We start from the raw sequence: 21,695 nt of genomic DNA on the forward strand, positions 1-21,695 counted from the left end.
TATTTCATTTGGATGATTAATGAAAAAGGTCATTGTAGATGATACTACATATGATTAGTATATATTTTTGTGAGGTGGATATCGTTGCAACTTTCGGTATTAAACAGTCCGTTTAATCAGGAACAGGCAGAGCTCTTAAATCGTCTTCTGCCGACATTGACAGAATCCCAGAAATTATGGATATGCGGTTTCTTGGCGGCATCGCAGTCAGCATCGCAAACTTATGCGGCTCAGTCAGTACCACAGGCTGCTGCAACTCTGGAATTATTGGAAAAAATTGAATCTCCAGTAACAGAATTAGAAAAACAGGAAACCCTGCCATCCATATCCAATAAAGTTACGATTCTTTATGGGTCACAGTCAGGCAATGCCCAGGGAATGGCAAAAAAGGTTGGGCAAACATTAGAAGGACGGGGACTTGAAGTCACTGTTTCATCGATGAGTGATTTCAAACCAAATCAATTAAAAAAGGTGCAAAATCTTTTGCTTGTCGTAAGTACACATGGTGATGGAGAGCCGCCTGATAATGCTATCTCTTTCCATGAGTTTCTTCATGGGAAAAGAGCGCCTAAGCTGGATGAACTTCATTACTCTGTATTGGCACTTGGCGATCAATCCTATGATCAATTCTGCCAAACTGGAAAAGATTTCGATAAACGTTTACAGGAGCTTGGCGCAAGTCCAATATATCCACGTGTTGACTGCGATGTGGATTACGATGAACAAGCGAATAAGTGGCTGGAAGGTATATTGGCATTCTTTAGCGAAAATGAAACAAATAGTTCCGCTTCTGCCGGCGAAGTGAAAGCTGTTATTTCTGCGCAAGCATCAAACTATTCACGTCAGAATCCTTTTAAAGCAGAGGTTTTGGAAAATCTTAATTTAAATGGCCGAGGTTCAAATAAAGAAACACGCCACCTGGAATTATCTCTTGAAGGATCCGGATTTACTTATGAGCCCGGTGATGCATTGGGTATTTACCCGGAAAATGATCCGGCACTTGTCGAACTGCTTCTGCAAGAATTACATTTTAACGCGTCAGAAAAAGTTGCTGTGAATCAAGAAGGAGAAGTACTTCCATTAAAAGAAGCTCTTACAACTTATTTTGAAATTACCGCCTTAACAAAAGTATTGCTGCAAAATGCTGCAAATCTAACAGGAAATAAGGAATTACAGGAACTTGTTTCCTCCGAAAATAAAGAAAACCTAAAAGAATATATGGCTGGACGCGATTTACTTGATTTAGTCCGTAATTATGGTCCTTGGGATGTAACGGCACAACAATTTGTTAGTATCCTCAGAAAAATCCCGGCAAGACTATATTCTATTTCAAGCAGTTTTGCTGCAAATCCAGAAGAGGTGCATGTAACAATCGGTGCTGTGAGATACGAAGCACACGGACGAGAACACAAGGGCGTTTGTTCCTGCTATGCAGCTGAGCGCTTAGAGCCGGGCGATAAGATTTCAGTCTTTGTACAGTCTAATGGAAACTTTAAGCTGCCGGAAAATCCTGAAACGCCGATCATCATGATTGGACCAGGTACGGGTGTTGCTCCATTCCGTTCATTTATGCAGGAACGTGAAGAACAAGGAGCGCAAGGAAAATCATGGATGTTCTTTGGTGATCAACATTTTGTTACGGACTTCTTATATCAAACTGAGTGGCAAAAATGGCTGAAGGACGGAGTTTTAACCCGAATGGATGTTGCTTTTTCCCGTGACACTGAGGAAAAAATATATGTACAGCATAGGTTACTGGAGCGCAGCAAGGAAGTATATCAATGGCTTGAAGAGGGCGCAGTCCTATTTATTTGCGGCGACAAAGACAGAATGGCACGTGATGTAGAAAATACATTGGTTGAAATTATTGAGAAAGAAAGCGGCAGCAGCCGTGAACAGGCCGCAGCCTATCTGAATGAATTGAAACAGCAAAAACGCTATCAACGTGATGTTTATTAACTTTATTCAGCATAAGTCCTCCACTTCTATAAGTGGTGGGATGAATGCAATAAGTTAGTCTATTCAGTGGGGGTTTAAACCCTGACTGAATAAAGTTAAAGCCTCCGGCGGATGCCTCGATTTTTCAAAGGAAATTTTTCGAGCAAGCTCGAAAAAAATCGGGCGCAAATACGCCAAGGCGATTTGATATTTTGAAAGAACAAGAAAGTGTAATCGAATGAAAAGGCTTAGCCTTTTCACTAACCAATAGAAGTTAGTGTTTGCACTTTTCTTAATGAAAGGAGCATGCCAACATGGTGAGTAAAGTTTTAAAAGCACCGGAAGGACCGCCAAGTGATGTAGAAGGGATAAAAGAAAGAAGTAAATATTTACGCGGTACATTAAAAGAAGTAATGCTTGACCGCATGAGCGCCGGCATTCCTGAAGATGATAACCGCCTGATGAAACACCACGGCAGCTACCTGCAGGATGACCGTGATTTGCGCAATGAGCGGCAAAAGCAAAAGCTTGAACCGGCATATCAGTTCATGCTGCGCGTCAGACTTCCTGGAGGAGTAGCGACACCTGAACAATGGCTTGTCTTGGATGAGCTTGCTGACAAAAACGGGAATGGTACATTAAAAATTACAACGCGCCAAACGTGGCAAATGCATGGAATTTTAAAATGGAACATGAAAAATACGATTCAGGAAATTCATTCCACTCTTTTGGATACCATTGCGGCTTGCGGTGATGTGAATCGTAACGTGCTATGTACTCCGAATCCATATCAATCGGAAATTCATAGTGAAGTATATGAATATGCTAAATATTTGAGCGACTATTTATTGCCGCGCACAAGAGCGTATCATCAAGTTTGGCTCGATGAAGAAGTAGTAGCCGGCACACCTGAGGTGGAAGAAGTTGAACCGATGTACGGTCCGCTTTATTTGCCGCGTAAGTTCAAGATTGCGATTGCCGTACCGCCGACAAATGATGTGGATGTATTCAGCAACGACTTAGCGTTAATTGCCATTATCGAAGATGGTAAGCTGCTTGGCTTTAACGTGGGCATCGGCGGAGGAATGGGTTCAACCCACGGTGATACAGCAACCTATCCGCAGCTGGCAAAGGTGATCGGCTTCTGTACACCAGACAAAATCGTCGAGGTAGCTGAGAAAACCATTACCATCCAGCGTGATTATGGAAACCGTTCCGTCCGTAAAAATGCCCGTTTTAAATATACGGTTGACCGTTTAGGGCTTGAAACAGTTAAAGAGGAATTGGAACACCGCCTGGGCTGGAAATTAGATGAGGCCAAACCATATCAATTTGATCGAAATGGCGACCGCTATGGCTGGGTCAAAGGAGTACGCGGCAGATGGCATTATACTCTTTTTATTCAAAATGGACGAGTAGCAGATTTTGAAGGATATAAACTGAAAACGGCTCTGCGTGAAATTGCGAAGATTCATAAGGGAGAATTTCGCCTGACAACGAATCAAAACGTCATTATTGCGAATGTATCGAACCAAAAAAAGAAACAGATTGAGGAATTAATTCAACAATACGGGTTAACAGACGGCAGTCAGTATTCAGCGCTGCGCCGCAATTCTATTGCTTGCGTTGCTCTGCCAACATGCGGATTGGCCATGGCTGAATCTGAACGCTATCTTCCTAAGTTGATTGATAAGATTGAGGACATTATTGATGAAAATGGACTTCGTAATGAAGAAATAACGATCCGTATGACCGGATGCCCAAATGGGTGCGCCCGCCCAGGTCTTGGTGAAATTGCCTTTATGGGTAAAGCAGTTGGCAAATATAATATGTATCTTGGCGCAGCATTTGATGGCAGCCGCTTAAACAAAATGTACCGCGAAAACATTGGTGAAGAGGAAATTTTAAGCGAGCTGCGTGTTCTTCTTTCCCGCTATGCTAAAGAACGGAACAATGGTGAACATTTTGGCGACTTTGTTATCCGTGCTGGCATTATTAAGGCTACTACTGATGGTACAAATTTTCATGATTAATGGGAATATAAAATAGCTTATCTGTTCTTAGGTATAAAAATATATACAAAAAGACTGTTTCCAAAGGAAAACATGCGTTTTTCCTTTGGTGCAGTCTTTTTTCAACAAAATTCATTTATAAACTATACTGTTCATTATAGAACTGTCGAAACATCTGTTATGAAAAACATTGAATCTGTAAGCGGTTACAAGTAAAATGGAAGCAGGAGGATGACACGCGTGGTCATCATTGTAGTTGGCGAAGGCGGGGCCAATACGATTTGATTCGTCATTCAGCGATAAGCGGATGACCATTTTGATATTTTCGTTCTAAAGCTGCTGCATGGATAAAGAAGTGGATGAAGGGGGGAGAAGATGAAAGAACACAGAGTTCAATTGACCCATTTTGTCAGGGAAGACCGCTTTGAATTGAACTTGTATTTAACTTACTTATTTCAACAGTTCAAAAGTCGCTGCTCGTCCCAATTAAACCAAGAGCAACCGAACAAACTGAGTAGCAATATATTTAAAAGATAAATTATCAGAATATTTAAATATATTAATGGCGGTTCAGTTTCTAACCTATCAGTTACAAAGCGAACAGTTTATACTGTTCGCTTTTTTCATGAAATAGACCATCGATTTAACAGCTCTTATTTCGAGTGTGCTGTTACCCATTCCTCAACGAATGGATAAGTATACTTGCTGGCACTTCTGCCGACAGAAATGGAAACATGGCCTGCTGGAATCAATTTAAACGTTTTATCCTTACTGGAGATAATATCCATCAGTTTTTCGGTTTGCTCAGGAATTGCGATATGGTCTCGATCGGCAGCAATATTTAACACATTTGCTTTAATATCCTTTAGTTTGACCTGCATCCCGCGAATATAGAATTCATCCTTTATCAGTTTGTTTTTTTGATAAAATTCACCAATCCATTGTCTGTATGCCTCTCCAGGGAATGGAACTCCATCTTTCACCCACTTTTGCATCAGGGACCAGTTTTTAATAAAATCTTCATTGTCAGCGCGGTCAGCAAGCGTGACATATGGTCCGATATAATTTACAAGCGGCTTTAATAATTTATTGCCAAAATCAATGGTTTCAGGCGGAATATTTCCCAGTGTATCGACCATTTGATCTAATTGAAAATAGCGTTCATCCACCCATTTTGTATAAAGCCCGGCATTGGAGAAATCGAAAGGTGTTGTTAAAAAGATGATGTTACGAATTGGCAGTTGTGGATGAAGTGCAGCAAACATGGCCGTTAAGGTACCGCCAATACAATAGCCGAGCATCGTAATTTCATTGGCTCTGGAGGTACGCAGCACTTTTTTTACAGCACGGGGGATATAGTCCATTACGTAATCATCCAGTTTCATATGACGATCTTCATAACCTGGAGTTCCCCAGTCTAGTAAATAAACATCATGGCCCCGGTCTGTTAAGTATTCGATCAGGCTGCTCCCCGGGGTTAAGTCGAGAATATATGGTTTGTTGATTAAGGCATAAATCATCAGAATGGGAATTTTATTTGTTTTATTCTTGCTTGGCTGGTAGCGGTAAAGTTTTGCCTTATTTTTTGTCCAGATTATCTCTTTCGGTGTCTGACCTACTTTCGGTTCCGGATCAGTCGTCAACACATTTATGACTCTTTTATAACGTTTAATTTCCTTTTGATAATTCTCCGGTAACGTTTCCACTAAACCTTCTAAATCATTTGTTGAAGTAAAGGTCATCCAACAATCCCCCTTATTTAATGACGTGCCGGCTTTTTTTCGAAAAATTATTTTTGTACTCTTTCTTGGAGCACGAGGTTTACGAATTGATCCATTTTCTTTTCTAATTTCGAAATGCTTGTCTTTAATTGAGTGACTTCCTTTGCTAAAGAATGCTCAAATAGCTCGTCCTCCACCTTTTCGTCAAGATTTTCCAATTTTTCCTCAACATTAATGATTAAAGAGGCAATGTTTGAGATTTCTTCACGGGAAGGAATATTAAACTGCTTTAAATAGATGTCGGAAGTTTTATTAAGCATTTGTTGATAGGCAAGAAATCCACTTTGAAACTGTCCCATCCATTGAGCAAAGGACTCTTTCTCCAGCTGTTCATTAATCATTTCGCTTAAAGCGGCTTCTGTTCTATCGTACCAGGATTTCCAAAATGCAAATGGATCGAATAATGATTGTTGTGTCAATTAATTCATCTCCTAATAATTATTGTGTTTTCTAAAAATAGGCGATGCTATACAAAGGAATGCATCTGGATATGCGTGTACATGAAGAATGCTTCACACAGCCGCCAAAACATTCACACTACTTAATAGTAAGCGAAATGAGAGAGAAATAGGCAAAAGAAAAAACGTAAAATTCCTATCTATTTCCCAAAGGTCTGACAAGAAATCCTCATCCTGATTAGAAAATGCTGTCAATTCCAGTTGAAATGGTACGAAAGATTAAATAATTAGATAATTTCAACTAAACTTATTGACAATATTATCATATAGGTGTAAATTACATATATCAGTCATACACATATTTGTAGGTGATAGTATTGGTATCTAAAAATGAAAAACAAGACAAAAAGGGAACAGACAGTGTAGTAAGTACACCAAAAAATTTACTTATTCCAGTACTGTTATTGCTTCTCAAGAATTGGAATGCTCATGGATATGAGTTGATGCAAAAATTAACTCAGTTCGGTTTTCATTCCATTGATCAAGGGAACTTTTATCGTATTCTAAGACAACTGGAAAAGGATGAGTTGGTCAGTTCTGTATGGGACACAACATCAACAGGACCGGCTAAACGTATTTATTCAATTACTTCAGCAGGTGAGCAATATTTAGATATTTGGGCAGGTTCGCTCGAGCAATATCAAAAAATCCTGCAGCAATTCTTTAACATGTATAGTACATTCTTCACAACAGCAGGATTTACAGCCATGAAAGAAGATAAGGATGAACAAAGTTAACATCTTAGACAGGCATAAATTATTTTGAAAAGCTTAACATTTGCAAAAGCCTTTCGGCTGGCAAATGTTTAAGTTTTTATATAAAGGTCTGAAATCAGACCTTAGAAAAAGAAAAATAAAACATTTTTTTTGGAGGGTAATATGGCTGTGAAAAAAGAAGATTTAAATGCTTCAAATGTCGTGGATGTATTTTTCAAAGGATGGCTAAACCAATTAAGACTGCTTGAAGATATCGAGCAAAGATCCCTTCAAGTAATCAAAAGTCAAAAGGAATGGATTCAAGGAACACGTGATCAATACGATCAATTAGAAGAAAATTCTAAAAAGCTGACAACAGACTGGAAAGTTAATGTGGAAGAATTCCTTGCCAAAGGTCAAAAAGAAGTTGGCGGTCAAAACTTTTCCGAGCTGTTAAATAAAATTGAAGATATCGGACATAAGTCTCAAACAATCGCCTTTCTTCCAGGGAAAGCATCTTTCGATATTTTACTAAATTCACGCGACCAATTCGAAAAAACTTATATTGATGCTTTAGAGCAACAAAAGAAAGCGCGTGAAGAGTTAACAAAGGTATACGAAGAATCCTTAGAACAACTAAAACAATCTGAATTTTCACTCTTCAAACCATTTGAACTACAAGCGAAATAATACCTTTATTTAACAGAAAAGGAGGCAGCCTGCAGCAACTAATGCGGATATTTTTCGGGATACAGTAATATACATGATCCCGAAATCAATCTATATCGGTTGAGTTTCAGGTTTGCCTCCTTATTCTGTTTATTGTATAAGCTGCCCCTTTTATTCGTTCGGATTGAAAGGGGATGCAACAATACTCCTGATTAATTTGGTAATCCCAGGCGCTAAACACTGCTAATCATACGAACCATTACTTCTATTCTCCTCCCGCCGCTATTTCCAGCAAACTTTCTAATAATAGTTAAATTCATTCATTTTCCAGCGCTGAAAAAAATACAATAGATGCTGCCTAGTCCTGCTAATTTCCCTTATGTCTGCTCCATTGCCTTTTGAAAAAAACTGATGAGGTGAAATGTACATGAGATTAAAAGACAAAGTGGCGATTATTACTGGTGCTTCTGGTGGAATTGGTGAAGTCACGGCGAAAAAATTTGCCTTGGAAGGTGCCAAGGTCGTTATTGTAGATCTCAAAAAGGAGGATGTCGATCGAACAGTATTAGACTTGCAAAGAATTGGCTGCGAGGCAATCGGCTTTGATGCTGATGTAACTAAGCGGGAACAAGTGGACCAATTTATAAACGATACGGTAGCGTATTTCGGACGCATAGATGCTGTCATCAACAATGCCGGAATTACACAAGATGCTCAGCTCATCAAAATGACCGAGGAACAATGGGACCGGGTCATTGATGTCAATCTCAAGGGGGTTTTTAATGTAGCACAGTCTGCCGCGAAAGTGATGATCGAGCAAAAAAATGGCGTCATACTGAATGCTTCATCTGTTGTCGGCTTGTACGGAAATTTTGGGCAGACGAACTATGCGGCCTCTAAGTTTGGTATAAATGGAATGACGAAAACATGGGCAAGAGAACTCGGAAAATACGGCATACGGGTAAATGCCATCGCTCCCGGCTTTATCGCTACATCGATGACACAAAAAATGCCGGAAAAGGTACTGGAGATGATGAAGAATAAATCTCCGCTGAAAAGAATGGGAAGTCCTGAGGATATAGCGAATGGCTACGCCTATCTTGCTTCAGACGAAGCTTCCTTTATTACCGGTGCTGTTATCAGCATTGATGGAGGCGCTGTCATTTAGTCTTATTGATAGCCTTAGTTAAAGTTTAATGTTGGTAATAGCCTTATGGCGAACGTCGAAGTCAGCACATCCTATGCACATAAGGCGGTATCCGGATCGACAGCAAGTTTACCAGCGCCTATTGATAATAGAGAAGAGGCTGTCACAGCATGTGTTTATCACAGCTAAGACAGCCTCTTCCATATTTTTACTTAGTCTTCCATAGTTGACAAGTCGCCTGTCGGCAGACCAAGCTCCCAAGCCTTTAATACGCGGCGCATAATTTTACCTGAACGTGTTTTAGGCATTGTTTCCCGTACTTCGAATAAACGAGGGGCTGCATGTGCCGCAAGCTTTGTTTTAACAAAATTACGGATTTCTGTTAATAATTCAGGACTTTCAGCATATCCATCACGTAATGTAATGAACGCTTTAATGACTTCACCGCGGACAGGATCCGGTACGCCAATAACCCCAGCCTCAGCAACAGCAGGATGTTCAACCAGTTTGCTTTCTACTTCAAAAGGACCAACGCGCTCACCTGATGTATTGATGACATCATCCACGCGGCCTTCAAACCATAAATAACCGTCGGGATCCATATAAGCGGAGTCACCTGTAACAAACCAGCCATTTAAGAAATATTGTTCGTAGCGTTCAGGATTGTTCCAAATGGTCCGTACCATTGCCGGCCATTTTGGCTTAATAGCCAAATTCCCCATTGTATGAGGAGGAAGTTCATTTCCATAGTCATCGATGATCCCCACTGTAATTCCTGGCAGCGGTTTTCCCATCGAACCTGGCCGGATTGGGTTACAACGGAAGTTTGCACAAATGGCTGAGCCTGTTTCTGTCATCCACCAGTTATCATGAATTCTCAGGTTTAATGCATCAAGGCCCCAACGAACAACTTCAGGATTTAATGGTTCTCCAGCAGATAAAACGTGACGCAGATTTGAAAGATCATATTTTTTTAGCATCTCACTGCTATTACCCATCAGCATTCGTAAGGCGGTTGGAGCACTAAACCATACCGTTACTCTATATTTCTCTAATGTAGAAAACCATTCGTCTGCGCTAAAGCGCCCGCCGCGAAGGACATTTGTTACCCCGTTTAACCAAGGTGACCACATGCCGGCTGATGTTCCGGTAACCCAACCAGGATCCGCTGTACACCAATAAATGTCGTCTTCATGTAAATCATATACCCATTTACCTGATAGGTATTGGTGCACCATGGCATCATGAACCTGCAAAACTCCTTTTGGTTTCCCTGTCGATCCCGAAGTATAGATGAGAAGCATTCCATCTTCGCGATCAACCCACTCGATTGTATAGTCATCAGAATTTGCCATTAAATCTTTATATAAGATTTGGTTGTCGGAAGTTTTTTCTTCGGCACCGACTATAATTACGTACTGCAGTTCAGGTAATTCATCCACTGGAATTCTATGTAACAGTTCAGGTGTTGTGACAACAGCTTTCGCTCCACTGTCTAATAATCTATCTTTAACGGCTTCTTCCATAAATGCTTCAAACATTGGTCCGGCAATTGCGCCAATTCTGATAATTCCGAGCATCGTGATGTATAATTCTGGGCTGCGAGGCATAAAAATAAATACCCGGTCACCTTTTTCGATTCCATAGGAGCGTAACCCATTTGCATATTTACAGGATAAAGATTGTAAATCAGAAAACGTATATTCTTCATTTCGATTGCTATCGCAATAAATGAAAGCCTTTTTACTGCCTTTTCCTTCATCGACATGACGATCAATGGCTTCATACACCATATTGACGTTGCCAGTCTGGGACCATGTAAAATGCTGTTCAACATTTTTCCAATTCATCTCTTTGACAATTTCATCATAGTTAGATAAATTTGCATTTTGGTCAACTGTGTTAATTGTGATTGGTTCTAGTGCCGGTTTCATTTATATGCCCCCTCAAGATTATCGAAATAATGTTATATAACAGATTATAATACAAAAATATATTCTATAACAATAGTTTTTTTAATATTATTTTAAAAATTTCAATAATTCATACCAATATACTAATTTTGAATAATGTAAATAGGATAAACTAATTACTTCTTTAAAAATGGAGAAATATTGCATTTATTGCTGAACATACAAGTATAAATTTTCAATAAATTAATTAAAGTAATTTCTCTATATGAAAATAATATCTTCATAACTATTAGTTTTGCGATATAATAGTGATATTTATCACACATGTATATTTTATAAAGGAGTGAAGGTAAGTGAAAGTAATTATGGGGATGAAAGAATTCAATACTCCATTAAAATTGGTTGGTCTAAGAATGTTTAAAGCATATGATGGTCATCTCTATATCAAGCTTGGAAAGCGTCCAAGAAAAAGATTATTTATTATTGAACAATCAAACATGTCAAGAAAAATAGGCTGACTAGCTATTTGATTCATAATGTAAGTGGATAAGAAAGATTATTCATAAAAATAAGGAAAAGAGAATAGATTCTTCAAAGCGGTGCCGAATCCTATAAAGGCACTTTTTTTCTGTTCATTTCTATAATGAAGAAGAGAACAGGCGAACGATAAAGTTCAGCCCGTTATAGGGTGATTTTACTCAAATTTATACTCTGTTTCTTTTACATAGAGGACATAGGTTGAACGATCTTCGTCAATTTCTGCCGCTGTTACTTCATATTCATTTCTGCCAATTTGCAGAAACTCATTTCCGATAAAATCAAATGCTTCTTCATGGGAATTCAAATCGTATGTATATAAAAGCGGTGAATCTTCCTCGTGTTGGAAACGGATTTCAAGTGTGATTTGCTTGTAAATGGGGGCGTGATAAAAAAGTTCTTCTTCTGTATCCTCTTCCACATAAATAACAAACCTATTATCTTCCATTAAACTAGAAGTTTTGCGATAAATGATTCCTTCTTTTATAAAGTAATCACATCTTCTTCTGCAATAAATTTCAGTTTTGTTTAAATCCATATATTGATAGATGGCCGGATAATTCTTTGTTTCATCATTTAAACGATATTCCAAAATCGACAAATAATTCATGATTACTCTCCTCAAAATGAAAACTCTCATATATACTATATTACGGAATGAGAAAATTCTAAATAAAAAGTTTTGTTAGAATAGGGGGAAATTTTTTGTCGAAAACGAAATTACTTTTAACAGGGATCGTTTCTGCGGCAGTCATTATCGGGGTGACCAACTGCTCAAACAATTCATCACAGCCTAAGATGCCTGATGATCCTTCCTGTGATGATTGGGAATGGGACGATGACGACGGGGTTTGGGAATGTGATGATGAGTATTCCAGTCATTATGGACATTCCTACCATGGGGGAAAATATTATTCTTCGAAATCTAATTTGTATAAGGATTCGTCCTACAAAAGCTATAAATCAAGCAGTTCCTTTAAAAGCAGCAGCTCTGGTTTTGGTTCGGGATCTAAAGGAGGATTTGGCGGTTAATGTTTCATAAAGGTGACTTAGAACAGTTTTGCCAAAGCCGTCGGCAGGTTTACCAAGAAGTGAAGAATTTTTGGCCTGATTTGTTTCAAACAGAATATGCATTGTACGATATGTATTGTATTTCGCAAAGTGAGATAAAGAAAATAAGGGAAACAACAAATCGTGCCGGGCGGATATTTTTCAAAACAGCGAAGTTATTGCGAGCGGCTTCTGAGTCAACGCTGAAACAACTTGATTTGCCTAAGAAAATTCTCCCTTTTGTCCGTCATCAGGGATTACCAGTTGAATCCGTTATTGCAAGAATGGATCTAGTTAGAACAGATGACGGCTATAAAGTGCTTGAAATCAATTCTGATACGCCTACATTTGAAAAAGAAGTCTTCCATGTCAATAGATTCATCACAACAAAAATGAAAGCGGTAAATCCGAATGAGGGATTAGAAAAAGAACTAGGACATGCTGTGCGAAAAGCAGTGTTTGAATCGGCACTGAGATTGCAGCGGGATGAACCGTATGTTGTGTTTACGTCACATGAAGATCATATTGAGGATCGGGGGACCACCTGTTATCTACTGGAATTAGCGGAGCTCCCTGCGCGATATGTACCATTGCATCGATTGCATATTATTCGGCATGAAGGGTTGTTTGATGAGGCGGGACGCAGAATCGATATCCTATACAGACCTACTTATCCATTGGAGCATCTAATAGAGGATCGAGATTCAATGACAAAGGACTCCGTCGGGATTCAGCTTTTAGAACTTGTGTGTGATGGTAAATTAGCTGTGATCAATCCCATCTCGGCATTTCTTATTCAATCGAAGGCAGTCCAAGCGGTTATATGGGGATTAATGGAGTTAAATCATCCATTCTTTACTGAAGAGGAGAAGAGCTGGATTGGGAAATACTTTTTGCCTACATATATGGAAGAAGATCCATTTATTAAAAAAGGTCTCAAGTATGTGAAGAAGCCTTGCTTTGGCAGGGAGGGGGACACAGTTGAAATTTTTCAAGGACGAAAAAAAATTATGGAAGATGCACATAAAACCTATCGAAGTTCAGCACCCGTTTTTCAGCAATACGTTGACCTTCCAACCTCTTGGGTCCATACGACAAAAGGGATATATGAAGCTAAATTATTAATCGGCAGTTTTTTGCTGAATGGAAAAGCAAGCGGAATCGGTATCCGAGCCGGAAATCAAATTACGGATAATAACGCTTTTTTCCTGCCGGTTGGCATTAAATAAGCGAATATGGTGTAGAGAGGAAGAAGAGTATGAGCTTTATAGAGTTATTCACTTCAACAATATCTTATATTGGTGTGGCTTTATTATTATTATTAATCGGCATTATCTTATTTGAGGTCACCACGAAAAATAAGGAGTTTGAATTAATCAAAAACGGAAATAAGGCGGCGGTTTATGCCTTTGGCGGACGGATTCTAGGGTTAGGCATCGTCCTTTACTCCAGCATTTCGAATTCCATCAATGTATTGGATATGGTGATATGGGGCAGCGTGGCGATTGTGATGCAAATTATTGTCTTTTATTTAGCTGAATGGCTGACGCCTAAATTTAATGTGACAAAAGCAATTGATGAAGATAATCAGGCAATAGGTCTGTTTTTATTATTTTTATCTGTTTCCATTGGTTTAATTATTGCCGGTTCGTTAACATATTAATATAAATGATAATAAAACTTTTAATCAGTTGATACGGAACTTATTTTAGTCTAAACAGGAGAGGTTTGACAATACAGTGGAAGAGGCACCATTGTGATTGTTAAATCTCTTTTTTTCTTTTTAAGGGGGGAGAATGATGGAAATGGGGAGATTTTCATGCCTGGATAGAGTTAATATTTTACATGACATGGAGGCAATGGAGTTTGACGTACTGATTATTGGCGGTGGCATAACAGGGTGCGGGATTGCGTTAGATGCTGTAACGAGGGGAATGAAAACGGCAATGATCGAGATGCAGGATTTTGCCGCCGGAACATCGAGCCGTTCAACAAAACTAGTACATGGAGGTCTTCGTTATCTAAAAAACTTTGAATTGAAGTTGGTATCAGAGGTAGGCAGAGAACGAGCCATTGTGTATGAAAATGCTCCGCATGTGACAACCCCCGTACGAATGCTGCTTCCTATATATGGGGGTGGGACGTTCGGCATGTTGACAACAACCATAGGTCTTTCTCTATACGATTTATTAGCCGGTGTTCATAAAGCGGACCGTAAGCGGATGTTAGCAAAAAACGCTGTGTTGGAAAAAGAACCTCTTCTCAAAAGGGAGGGATTAAAAGGCGGCGGTTATTATGTAGAGTACGTGACAGATGATGCCCGCTTGACCATTGAAGTGATAAAAGAGGCTTCAGCAAGGGGAGCTAAGGCTGTTAACTACACAAAAGCAGCTACATTACTTTATCGGGATGGCAGGACCGCAGGAGTCATAGCGGTTGACCAATTAACGGGGAACCATTATGAAATTTATGCGAAAAAGATTATTAATGCATCAGGACCATGGGTGGATACAATCAGGGGGCTTGATCATCCTTTAAAGGGCAAAAAAATACGTCTTACGAAGGGAGTTCACATAGTATTCGAACAAGAGAAACTCCCTTTAAAACAAGCGGTATATTTTGATACACCTGATGGGCGTATGGTTTTTGCCATTCCACGCGATGGAAAAACCTACATCGGAACGACAGATACATTTTATCATCAGGATCCGATGCGGCCCAAAATGAATAAGCAGGATCTTCAATACTTAATAAAAACTGTTCAATATATGTTTCCATCTCTGCAAATAAAGGACGATGATGTTGAGTCAAGCTGGGCAGGGGTACGTCCTCTTATCTATGAAGAAGGAAAGGATCCTTCTGAAATTTCCCGTAAAGATGAAATTTGGGAATCTGAAACGGGATTGATTACAATTGCTGGCGGCAAATTAACCGGTTATCGCAAAATGGCTGAAAATGCGGTGAATCTGATTGCTCATTCTTTGCAAAATGAGGAGAGCCGCAGCTTCAACGCCTGTCAAACAAAACAACTTCCACTCTCGGGCGGCCATTTTGGCGGATCAAGGCAATATGATTCGTTTATTAACAGCAATCGCAAACAGGCATTAGAAGCAGGTTTTACGAATGAGCAATTTGAGAGGTTGGTACATCGTTATGGCTCCAACATGACCCGTATTTTTCATTATGCTGAAAACTATGATCCGGCAAACAAATATGCATTACCGTTGGAAGTATATGTTGAAATTATGTACGCCCTGAAAGAAGAAATGACCGTAAAACCGGTGGATTTTTTTATTAGGCGCACAGGATCATTGCTTTTCAATATTGAATGGGTGCACAAATGGAGGCATCCTGTACTGGAATTGATGGCTGACCTATTAAAGTGGAATGAAAAGAATAAAGAAGTTTATCAAAATGAATTAGAAGCAGAGCTGCTCGATGCAGTTCAGCCAAATAGAGAGGGATAGGAGGAGATAAAGTGAGGGGCAGGCTGCCCCGCCCCTCTAGTAAACGATTATTTAAACGCCATTGCCGCTTTTACAGCCTTTTTCCAGCCTGTATAAAGATCGGTTCTCTCTTTTACAGCCATATTTGGTGTGAATGAAGTCTCGATATTCCACTGTTTTGCAATTTCCTCCTGGCTTTTCCAATAGCCAACAGCTAACCCGGCTAAATAGGCTGCACCTAAAGCAGTAGTTTCGAGAATGCCAGGTCTTTCTACCGGAACATTTAACATATCGCTTTGAAATTGCATTAAGAAATTATTAGCAACAGCTCCGCCGTCAACACGCAATGCCTTAAGGGAAATATTTGAATCTGCCTCCATTGAAGTAAGTACATCTTTTGTTTGATAAGCAAGCGATTCTAAGGTAGCTCGGATAAAATGTTCTTTCGACGTACCTCGTGTTAAGCCAAATACAGCTCCACGGACATCGCTGTCCCAATATGGCGTGCCCAGGCCAACGAATGCCGGTACGACATAAACTCCGTCTGTAGAAGGTACGCTCGCGGCATACTTTTCACTTTCAGCCGCATGGGTAAACATTTGCAGACCATCGCGAAGCCATTGGATGGCAGAACCTGCGACAAAAATACTTTCCTCGAGGGCATACTCTACTTTTCCGTTAATCCCCCAAGCGATGGTGGTTAACAAGCCATGGTCAGATTGAACCGCATTTTCACCTGTATTCATTAACATAAAACAGCCGGTGCCATAAGTGTTTTTAGCCATCCCTTTTTCATAACAAGCCTGGCCGAACAAAGCAGCTTGTTGGTCGCCTGCTGCTCCGGCAATGGGAACATGGCAGCCGAAAAAGTGATAGTCAACGGTATGGCCGTAAATTTCTGAAGAAGGTCGAACTTCTGGAAGTATGGAGGCAGGAATGGTTAATATTTCTAATAATTCTTTATCCCACTGCAGTTCACGAATATTATACATCATCGTTCGGGAAGCATTGGAATAATCAGTAACATGGGTTTTGCCTCCGGACAGCTTCCAGATTAACCAAGTATCAATTGTCCCAAAGAGAAGTTCGCCGCGTTCCGCTTTTTCTCTAGCTTCTGCAACATGGTCTAAAAGCCACTTAACCTTTGTTCCTGAGAAATATGCATCAATTAATAAACCAGTTTTTTCTTTAATTTTATCTTCATAGCCATTCGCTCTTAGTTCAGCACAGATTTCATCCGTTTGCCGAGATTGCCAGACGATAGCATGGTAGATCGGCAACCCTGTATTTTTATCCCAAACAACAGCCGTTTCACGCTGATTTGTAATACCAATCGCTGCCACTTGTTCCGGTTTGATATTGGCTTCCGTTAAACAAGAGGCGATCACGGCCAAAATAGAACCCCATATTTCATTTGCATCATGCTCAACCCAGCCTGGTTTGGGGAAATATTGTGTTAATTCCTTTTGCGCAAAATGAATGATTTTTCCTTCCTTATTGAAAAGTACTGCACGGGAACTGGTTGTACCTTGATCCAAAGATAAAATATATTTTTCCATACCTACAGTCTCCCTTTATTTTAGATTACGTTACGTACTCTTTTCTTCGTTCTCATCATGATCATTTTCTTTTCTGTTGCTTTTTCACAGAAAGTAAGCGGTTGCAAGAATGAAAGTTGCAGTACCTATAATATACCATAAACTGCTATTGGCTGATGGAAGAAACCATCCTCGTAAAATCAAATTTCCAAATTCGTCTGTTGACAGATGATCTATGATATTGTAGGCTGAAGTTAACTATTTTAATATAATGATTTGATTAATACCTCGCTTGTATTGTGGGATAGAGGTTTCGATATTTAACAAACCTTTTGAGGAATTAGGGATAACTGTCAACATCAGGACCTGAGCCCATCTCAGGTCTTTTTATGTCAGCCTGGACATAAAATGAAGACAAACTAAGAACCGTTTCAGGCGTTACTTGTATATCTTGTTAAAAAGTTATCAGGCAGTATTTAAATTAACTCATTAGAGATAATAAAAAGGAGGAGTGGTCAACGATGAAAAATAAATTATTAATATTCTTGGTCTTGTCATTTTCAGCAATGATCCTGCTTGCTGGATGCGGCAATAAAGAAGAAGCGGCAGATTCTGAAAATGCCGGCGCGGCAAATAATGCTGACACATTTAAAGTGGGGCTTGAAGCGGGATATCCTCCATTTAACTGGACACAAACAGACAATTCGAATGGTGCAGTGAAAATGGAAGGCAGTGCAGAATTTGCCGGCGGATATGACGTTGAAATCGCTAAAAGACTTGCAGAAGGTTTAGGAAAAGAACTGGTTATTGTGAAAACAGAATGGGACGGCTTAGTTCCTGCGCTGAATTCCGGAAAAATTGATGCGATCATTGCAGGGATGTCGCCAACAGAAGAAAGAAAAAAATCAATTGATTTCACAGATAACTATTATAAATCCAACCTGGTAATGGTTGTGAAAAAAGGCGGAGATTTTGAAAAGGCCTCATCGATTCAGGATTTTAAAGGTGCCAAGATTACCGCTCAATTAAATACATTCCACTATTCAGTGATTGGGCAAATAAAAGGTGTTGATAAACAACCGGCAATGGATAATTTCCCTGCTATGAGAGTGGCTCTTGAATCAGGTGTTATTGATGGTTATGTTTCAGAACGTCCGGAGGCTGTGAGTGCTTCAGCAGCAAACCCAAACTTCGCCATGGTTGAATTTAAGGATGGATTTAGAACATCAGATGATGACACAGCCATTGCAGTAGGTGTGAAAAAGGGCAATGAGGATATCGAAAAAATGAATAAAATCTTAGCTGGTATATCAGAGGAAGAGCGCAGCAGTATTATGGATGAAGCAATTAAAAATCAGCCTGCAGCGCAATAATACATTTTGCGAAAAACCGGCTGCATCAATATGCAGTCGGTTTTTGTAATGGATATAAGGAGGAAAATAATGAGTTTTGAATGGGTAGTATCCATCTTTCAAGAATATTGGCCAATGTTCCTTCGTGGAGCAGGCATCACTCTGCTCATTTCCCTAATTGGTACAGTGATTGGATCAGTTATTGGATTAATAGTAGGGATTATTCGTACAATTCCAGTGCCTGAGCAAGGCGCAAAAAAAGGGCTTTTAAAGGTTATTAATGCCATTCTTTCTATTTATATTGAATTTTTCCGTGGAACACCGATGATTGTACAGGCGATGGTTATTTATTATGGCTCAGCATTAGCTTTTGGGGTAGATATGGACAGAATCGCTGCTGCTATCTTTATCGTTTCTATTAATACAGGAGCCTATATGTCTGAAATTGTCCGCGGCGGGATTGTTTCAATTGATAAAGGACAATTTGAAGCAGCACATGCCATCGGAATGAACCATTTTCAAACGATGCTCAATGTCATTTTGCCGCAGGCGGTACGTAATATTTTACCGGCGACCGGAAATGAATTTGTTATTAATATTAAAGATACGTCCGTATTGAGTGTTATTTCTGTATCGGAATTATTCTTCCAAACCAAAACGATCGCAGGAAACAATTTCAGATATTTTGAGTCCTTCTTTGTTGCAAGTATTTTATATTTAATAATGACATTTACCGTAACTAGGGTTCTGCGTTGGATCGAGCGGAAAATGGATGGTCCGGATAACTACGATATGATTATGATGGGAAATCAAATGCAGGTTGAGACTCCTGATGATATAGCAAGAAAAACAGGAAACAAGTAATAGGGGAGGCTAAAAAGTGGATACTGTTGTCGATATTCAGCATTTAAGCAAGTCATTTGGAAGCCATCAAGTATTAAAGGATATTAATTTCTCAGTGAAAAAAGGGGAAGTTGTTTGTATCATCGGTTCCTCCGGCTCAGGGAAATCAACATTGCTTCGCTGCGTCAATCTGCTGGAGCAGCCGAGCGGCGGCAGGATTATTTATCATGGGAAAAATATATTAGACAGTAAACACGATATCAATGCTTATCGGACAAAACTGGGTATGGTGTTTCAGCAGTTCAACTTGTTTAATAATCACAATGTATTAGGTAATTGTGTCGTAGGTCAAGTTAAGGTATTAAAACGTTCCAAGCAAGAAGCGGAACAAATAGCGATGAAATATTTAAAAGTTGTTGGCATGGATAAATTCGTGAATGCTAAGCCAAGACAATTATCAGGGGGACAAAAACAAAGGGTCGCAATAGCCAGAGCACTTTCGATGGAACCAGATGTGATGCTATTTGACGAACCAACTTCAGCACTGGATCCGGAGATGGTAGAAGAAGTATTAAAAATAATGAAGGAGCTTGCTGAATCGGGTCTGACGATGCTAATCGTTACCCATGAAATGGGTTTTGCGAAGGAAGTATCTGATCGGGTAGTCTTTATGGATAAGGGAGTAATCGCTGAAGAGGGACCTCCAGAGCGGATTTTCAATAATCCAACTGAAGAGCGGACAAGAGAATTTTTAAAACGGACGTTAAAAACCATTTAAAAATATGGTGAAAGAATGAAACAAAAAGAAGCAGCTGAAAATAGCTGCTTCTTTGGTCTAGACTATTTCTTTTGCGCGTTTTGCGGCTTGCATAGCTGCTTTAATGTAATCAAATTTCTCAGCTTGTGCTGCTGAATGATCTTCAATGGTGATATCACTCTTTGGCATAGCCCGGCAAGCTAATGCATAGCCTTCTTCTTCTTCTTGAAGAGGAAGGACGGAGCGTGAAACAGCCCCATGTTTTATTTCGCCTTCAACGACTTTAATTTTACACAGTCCGCATCCGCCCCGTTTACAGCCGACTTTAATCCCGCCGTGTGTACGGATAGACGCATCGAGAATATTTTCATTCTCATTTCCAGTGAAAGTTCGTTCATCAGGATGCGATACTTTAATTTTATATTCATTCATTATATTATCTCCGCATGCTCGATTAAGAGAATACAGACGTAAATCTCTCACCGGCATCTTTATCGAAATAAGAAATACCTTCGCCGACTTTATCGATTGTCCAAGTAATAGTAGGATGATCTTTCATTGCGATGTAACCGCCGCAGTATACTTCGTTACGGTTTCCGGATGGATCGAAGAAGTAGATTGTCGTACCGCGTGTAATACCATGACGTACAGGACCTTTATCAAGTGAAACATTATTTTTACCGATAATGTCAGCAGCTCTGCGGACATCATTCCATTCCTCAAGGAAGAAACCAACATGGTGCAGTTTGCCGTTAGGTCCTTTAATAACTGCGATATCATGTGGAGTATTTGTAACAAATAACCAAGTGGCTAAATAGCTTTCGCCATCTTCAAGAACTACTTTTTCAGCCATGCTGAAACCAAATACTTCTTGAAGTAGTTTAGTAGTACCTGCAACATCTTCGCCAGCAATTAATAAGTGGTCAAGGCGTGTAGGGGCAATTCCAACTAATCCATCTGGCCATGGAGCAGGGTTAACAATTGGAAGACCGTTTCCTACTTGTTCAATTTCGGCATATAATTCAACATATTGTTCTGTTGGTAATTGGAAACGAACAGCTTCCCCTTCAGCAATTCGTGTTCCAGCTGGAATACGTGTTGTAGCAACTCCATATTCATTTAATTTTTTCTCATAAGTATCTAAATCTTCTGGTGATTCAACTTTAAATGCAAGATGTTCCAATCCAGCGGTGTCGGCTTTTTGTAGGATTACACTGTGATGATCATGTTCGTCCCAAGCCTTTAAATATACAAGGTCATCTTCTCTAGCAGTTTCAATTAAACCGAGAACATTTTTATAGTAATTAATACTTTCTTCCCAGTTAGTCATTCTGATTTGTACTCTTCCTGTACGTAAGATACCCATTACATATTCCCCCTAGTTTACTATTAATTCGAAAAATCCCCATTTAAAAGGTCTGAAAGCCCTTTCATAGATTCATTTTATAACAATATTCTAAAATATCATACAGCATAAAGTGTTGAATTTTTTTGAGATTTTAGACTTAAACATGCTAAAAATGCTGAAATATAATTTTTCTTCAAGTAAAAAGCCCTAT

At 39.5% G+C, this 21,695-nt stretch carries 20 protein-coding genes; 13 read left to right on the plus strand and 7 right to left on the minus strand.

Going from position 1 to position 21,695, the window contains the following annotated elements:
• The first annotated feature begins 84 nt into the window (after positions 1-84).
• Together HNR53_RS02515 and cysI are read left to right on the plus strand one after the other, a co-directional pair.
• A complete protein-coding gene (locus HNR53_RS02515; RefSeq protein ID WP_184522412.1) occupies positions 85-1,959 on the plus strand; it encodes an assimilatory sulfite reductase (NADPH) flavoprotein subunit in 1,875 nt (624 codons plus the stop codon).
• Between the two features lie 293 nt (positions 1,960-2,252).
• Positions 2,253-3,971 carry an assimilatory sulfite reductase (NADPH) hemoprotein subunit gene (cysI, locus tag HNR53_RS02520; protein WP_184522414.1) on the plus strand — a complete coding sequence of 573 codons (1,719 nt, stop codon included), beginning with the start codon at positions 2,253-2,255 and terminating at the stop codon, positions 3,969-3,971.
• 632 nt (positions 3,972-4,603) lie between these two features.
• On the opposite strand, the gene phaC is transcribed toward cysI, so the two are convergent.
• Together phaC and HNR53_RS02530 are read right to left on the minus strand one after the other, a co-directional pair.
• Positions 4,604-5,692, minus strand: a complete 1,089-nt coding sequence (gene phaC / locus HNR53_RS02525) for a class III poly(R)-hydroxyalkanoic acid synthase subunit PhaC (protein WP_184522416.1) — start codon at positions 5,690-5,692, stop codon at positions 4,604-4,606.
• Between the two features lie 47 nt (positions 5,693-5,739).
• Positions 5,740-6,150: a poly(R)-hydroxyalkanoic acid synthase subunit PhaE gene (locus HNR53_RS02530; protein WP_184522419.1), complete on the minus strand. Its 411-nt coding sequence runs from the start codon at positions 6,148-6,150 to the stop codon at positions 5,740-5,742.
• Between the two features lie 347 nt (positions 6,151-6,497).
• Between HNR53_RS02530 and phaQ the strand changes: the two genes are divergently transcribed.
• The 3 genes from phaQ to fabG all read left to right on the plus strand — a co-directional run bounded on the left by phaQ (position 6,498) and on the right by fabG (position 8,721).
• Positions 6,498-6,926, plus strand: coding sequence for a poly-beta-hydroxybutyrate-responsive repressor (gene phaQ / locus HNR53_RS02535; RefSeq protein ID WP_377802071.1), 429 nt, complete (start codon positions 6,498-6,500; stop codon positions 6,924-6,926).
• A gap of 141 nt (positions 6,927-7,067) precedes the next feature.
• The gene (locus HNR53_RS02540) at positions 7,068-7,574 is read left to right on the plus strand and encodes a hypothetical protein (RefSeq protein WP_184522423.1); all 507 of its coding nucleotides are present in this window, start codon (positions 7,068-7,070) and stop codon (positions 7,572-7,574) included.
• A gap of 406 nt (positions 7,575-7,980) precedes the next feature.
• The gene (gene fabG / locus HNR53_RS02545) at positions 7,981-8,721 is read left to right on the plus strand and encodes a 3-oxoacyl-[acyl-carrier-protein] reductase (protein WP_184522424.1); all 741 of its coding nucleotides are present in this window, start codon (positions 7,981-7,983) and stop codon (positions 8,719-8,721) included.
• A 191-nt stretch (positions 8,722-8,912) separates the two neighbouring features.
• Here fabG and acsA read toward each other — a convergent pair whose 3' ends face one another.
• Positions 8,913-10,634: an acetate--CoA ligase gene (acsA, locus tag HNR53_RS02550; protein ID WP_184522426.1), complete on the minus strand. Its 1,722-nt coding sequence runs from the start codon at positions 10,632-10,634 to the stop codon at positions 8,913-8,915.
• 332 nt (positions 10,635-10,966) lie between these two features.
• Between acsA and HNR53_RS02555 the strand changes: the two genes are divergently transcribed.
• Entirely contained in the window at positions 10,967-11,131 is a 165-nt protein-coding gene (locus HNR53_RS02555; protein ID WP_184522785.1) for a hypothetical protein, read from the plus strand.
• A 176-nt stretch (positions 11,132-11,307) separates the two neighbouring features.
• Here the strand turns inward: HNR53_RS02555 and HNR53_RS02560 are convergent, their stop codons facing one another.
• Positions 11,308-11,760 (minus strand): hypothetical protein, encoded by a 453-nt coding sequence (locus tag HNR53_RS02560; protein WP_184522428.1) that lies wholly within the window; start codon positions 11,758-11,760, stop codon positions 11,308-11,310.
• 95 nt (positions 11,761-11,855) lie between these two features.
• Between HNR53_RS02560 and HNR53_RS02565 the strand changes: the two genes are divergently transcribed.
• From HNR53_RS02565 to HNR53_RS02580, 4 genes are all read left to right on the plus strand, one after another.
• Positions 11,856-12,182: an aminotransferase yhxA gene (locus HNR53_RS02565; RefSeq protein ID WP_184522430.1), complete on the plus strand. Its 327-nt coding sequence runs from the start codon at positions 11,856-11,858 to the stop codon at positions 12,180-12,182.
• Positions 12,182-13,429: a glutathionylspermidine synthase family protein gene (locus tag HNR53_RS02570; protein WP_184522432.1), complete on the plus strand. Its 1,248-nt coding sequence runs from the start codon at positions 12,182-12,184 to the stop codon at positions 13,427-13,429. Before HNR53_RS02565 ends, HNR53_RS02570 begins: the two co-directional genes overlap by 1 nt.
• A 29-nt stretch (positions 13,430-13,458) precedes the next feature.
• Positions 13,459-13,863: a DUF350 domain-containing protein gene (locus tag HNR53_RS02575; protein ID WP_184522433.1), complete on the plus strand. Its 405-nt coding sequence runs from the start codon at positions 13,459-13,461 to the stop codon at positions 13,861-13,863.
• Positions 13,864-13,999: 136 nt separating this feature from the next.
• On the plus strand, positions 14,000-15,667 hold the full coding sequence (locus HNR53_RS02580) for a glycerol-3-phosphate dehydrogenase/oxidase (RefSeq protein WP_377802073.1): 1,668 nt from the start codon (positions 14,000-14,002) through the stop codon (positions 15,665-15,667).
• 47 nt (positions 15,668-15,714) lie between these two features.
• On the opposite strand, the gene glpK is transcribed toward HNR53_RS02580, so the two are convergent.
• A complete protein-coding gene (glpK, locus tag HNR53_RS02585) occupies positions 15,715-17,205 on the minus strand; it encodes a glycerol kinase GlpK (RefSeq protein WP_184522437.1) in 1,491 nt (496 codons plus the stop codon).
• A gap of 500 nt (positions 17,206-17,705) precedes the next feature.
• Between glpK and HNR53_RS02590 the strand changes: the two genes are divergently transcribed.
• From HNR53_RS02590 to HNR53_RS02600, 3 genes are all read left to right on the plus strand, one after another.
• Positions 17,706-18,557 carry a transporter substrate-binding domain-containing protein gene (locus HNR53_RS02590; protein ID WP_184522439.1) on the plus strand — a complete coding sequence of 284 codons (852 nt, stop codon included), beginning with the start codon at positions 17,706-17,708 and terminating at the stop codon, positions 18,555-18,557.
• A gap of 69 nt (positions 18,558-18,626) precedes the next feature.
• Positions 18,627-19,400: an amino acid ABC transporter permease gene (locus HNR53_RS02595; protein WP_184522441.1), complete on the plus strand. Its 774-nt coding sequence runs from the start codon at positions 18,627-18,629 to the stop codon at positions 19,398-19,400.
• A 16-nt stretch (positions 19,401-19,416) separates the two neighbouring features.
• Positions 19,417-20,157: an ATP-binding cassette domain-containing protein gene (locus HNR53_RS02600; protein ID WP_184522443.1), complete on the plus strand. Its 741-nt coding sequence runs from the start codon at positions 19,417-19,419 to the stop codon at positions 20,155-20,157.
• A 57-nt stretch (positions 20,158-20,214) separates the two neighbouring features.
• Here the strand turns inward: HNR53_RS02600 and HNR53_RS02605 are convergent, their stop codons facing one another.
• Positions 20,215-20,568 (minus strand): 2Fe-2S iron-sulfur cluster-binding protein, encoded by a 354-nt coding sequence (locus HNR53_RS02605; protein WP_184522445.1) that lies wholly within the window; start codon positions 20,566-20,568, stop codon positions 20,215-20,217.
• 22 nt (positions 20,569-20,590) lie between these two features.
• A complete protein-coding gene (locus HNR53_RS02610) occupies positions 20,591-21,502 on the minus strand; it encodes a catechol 2,3-dioxygenase (protein ID WP_184522447.1) in 912 nt (303 codons plus the stop codon).
• Between the last annotated feature and the right edge of the window lie 193 nt (positions 21,503-21,695).

This window comes from Bacillus benzoevorans, from assembly GCF_014207535.1.
In the GTDB taxonomy this organism is placed as follows: Bacteria; Bacillota; Bacilli; order Bacillales; family Cytobacillaceae; genus Bacillus_BD; species Bacillus_BD benzoevorans.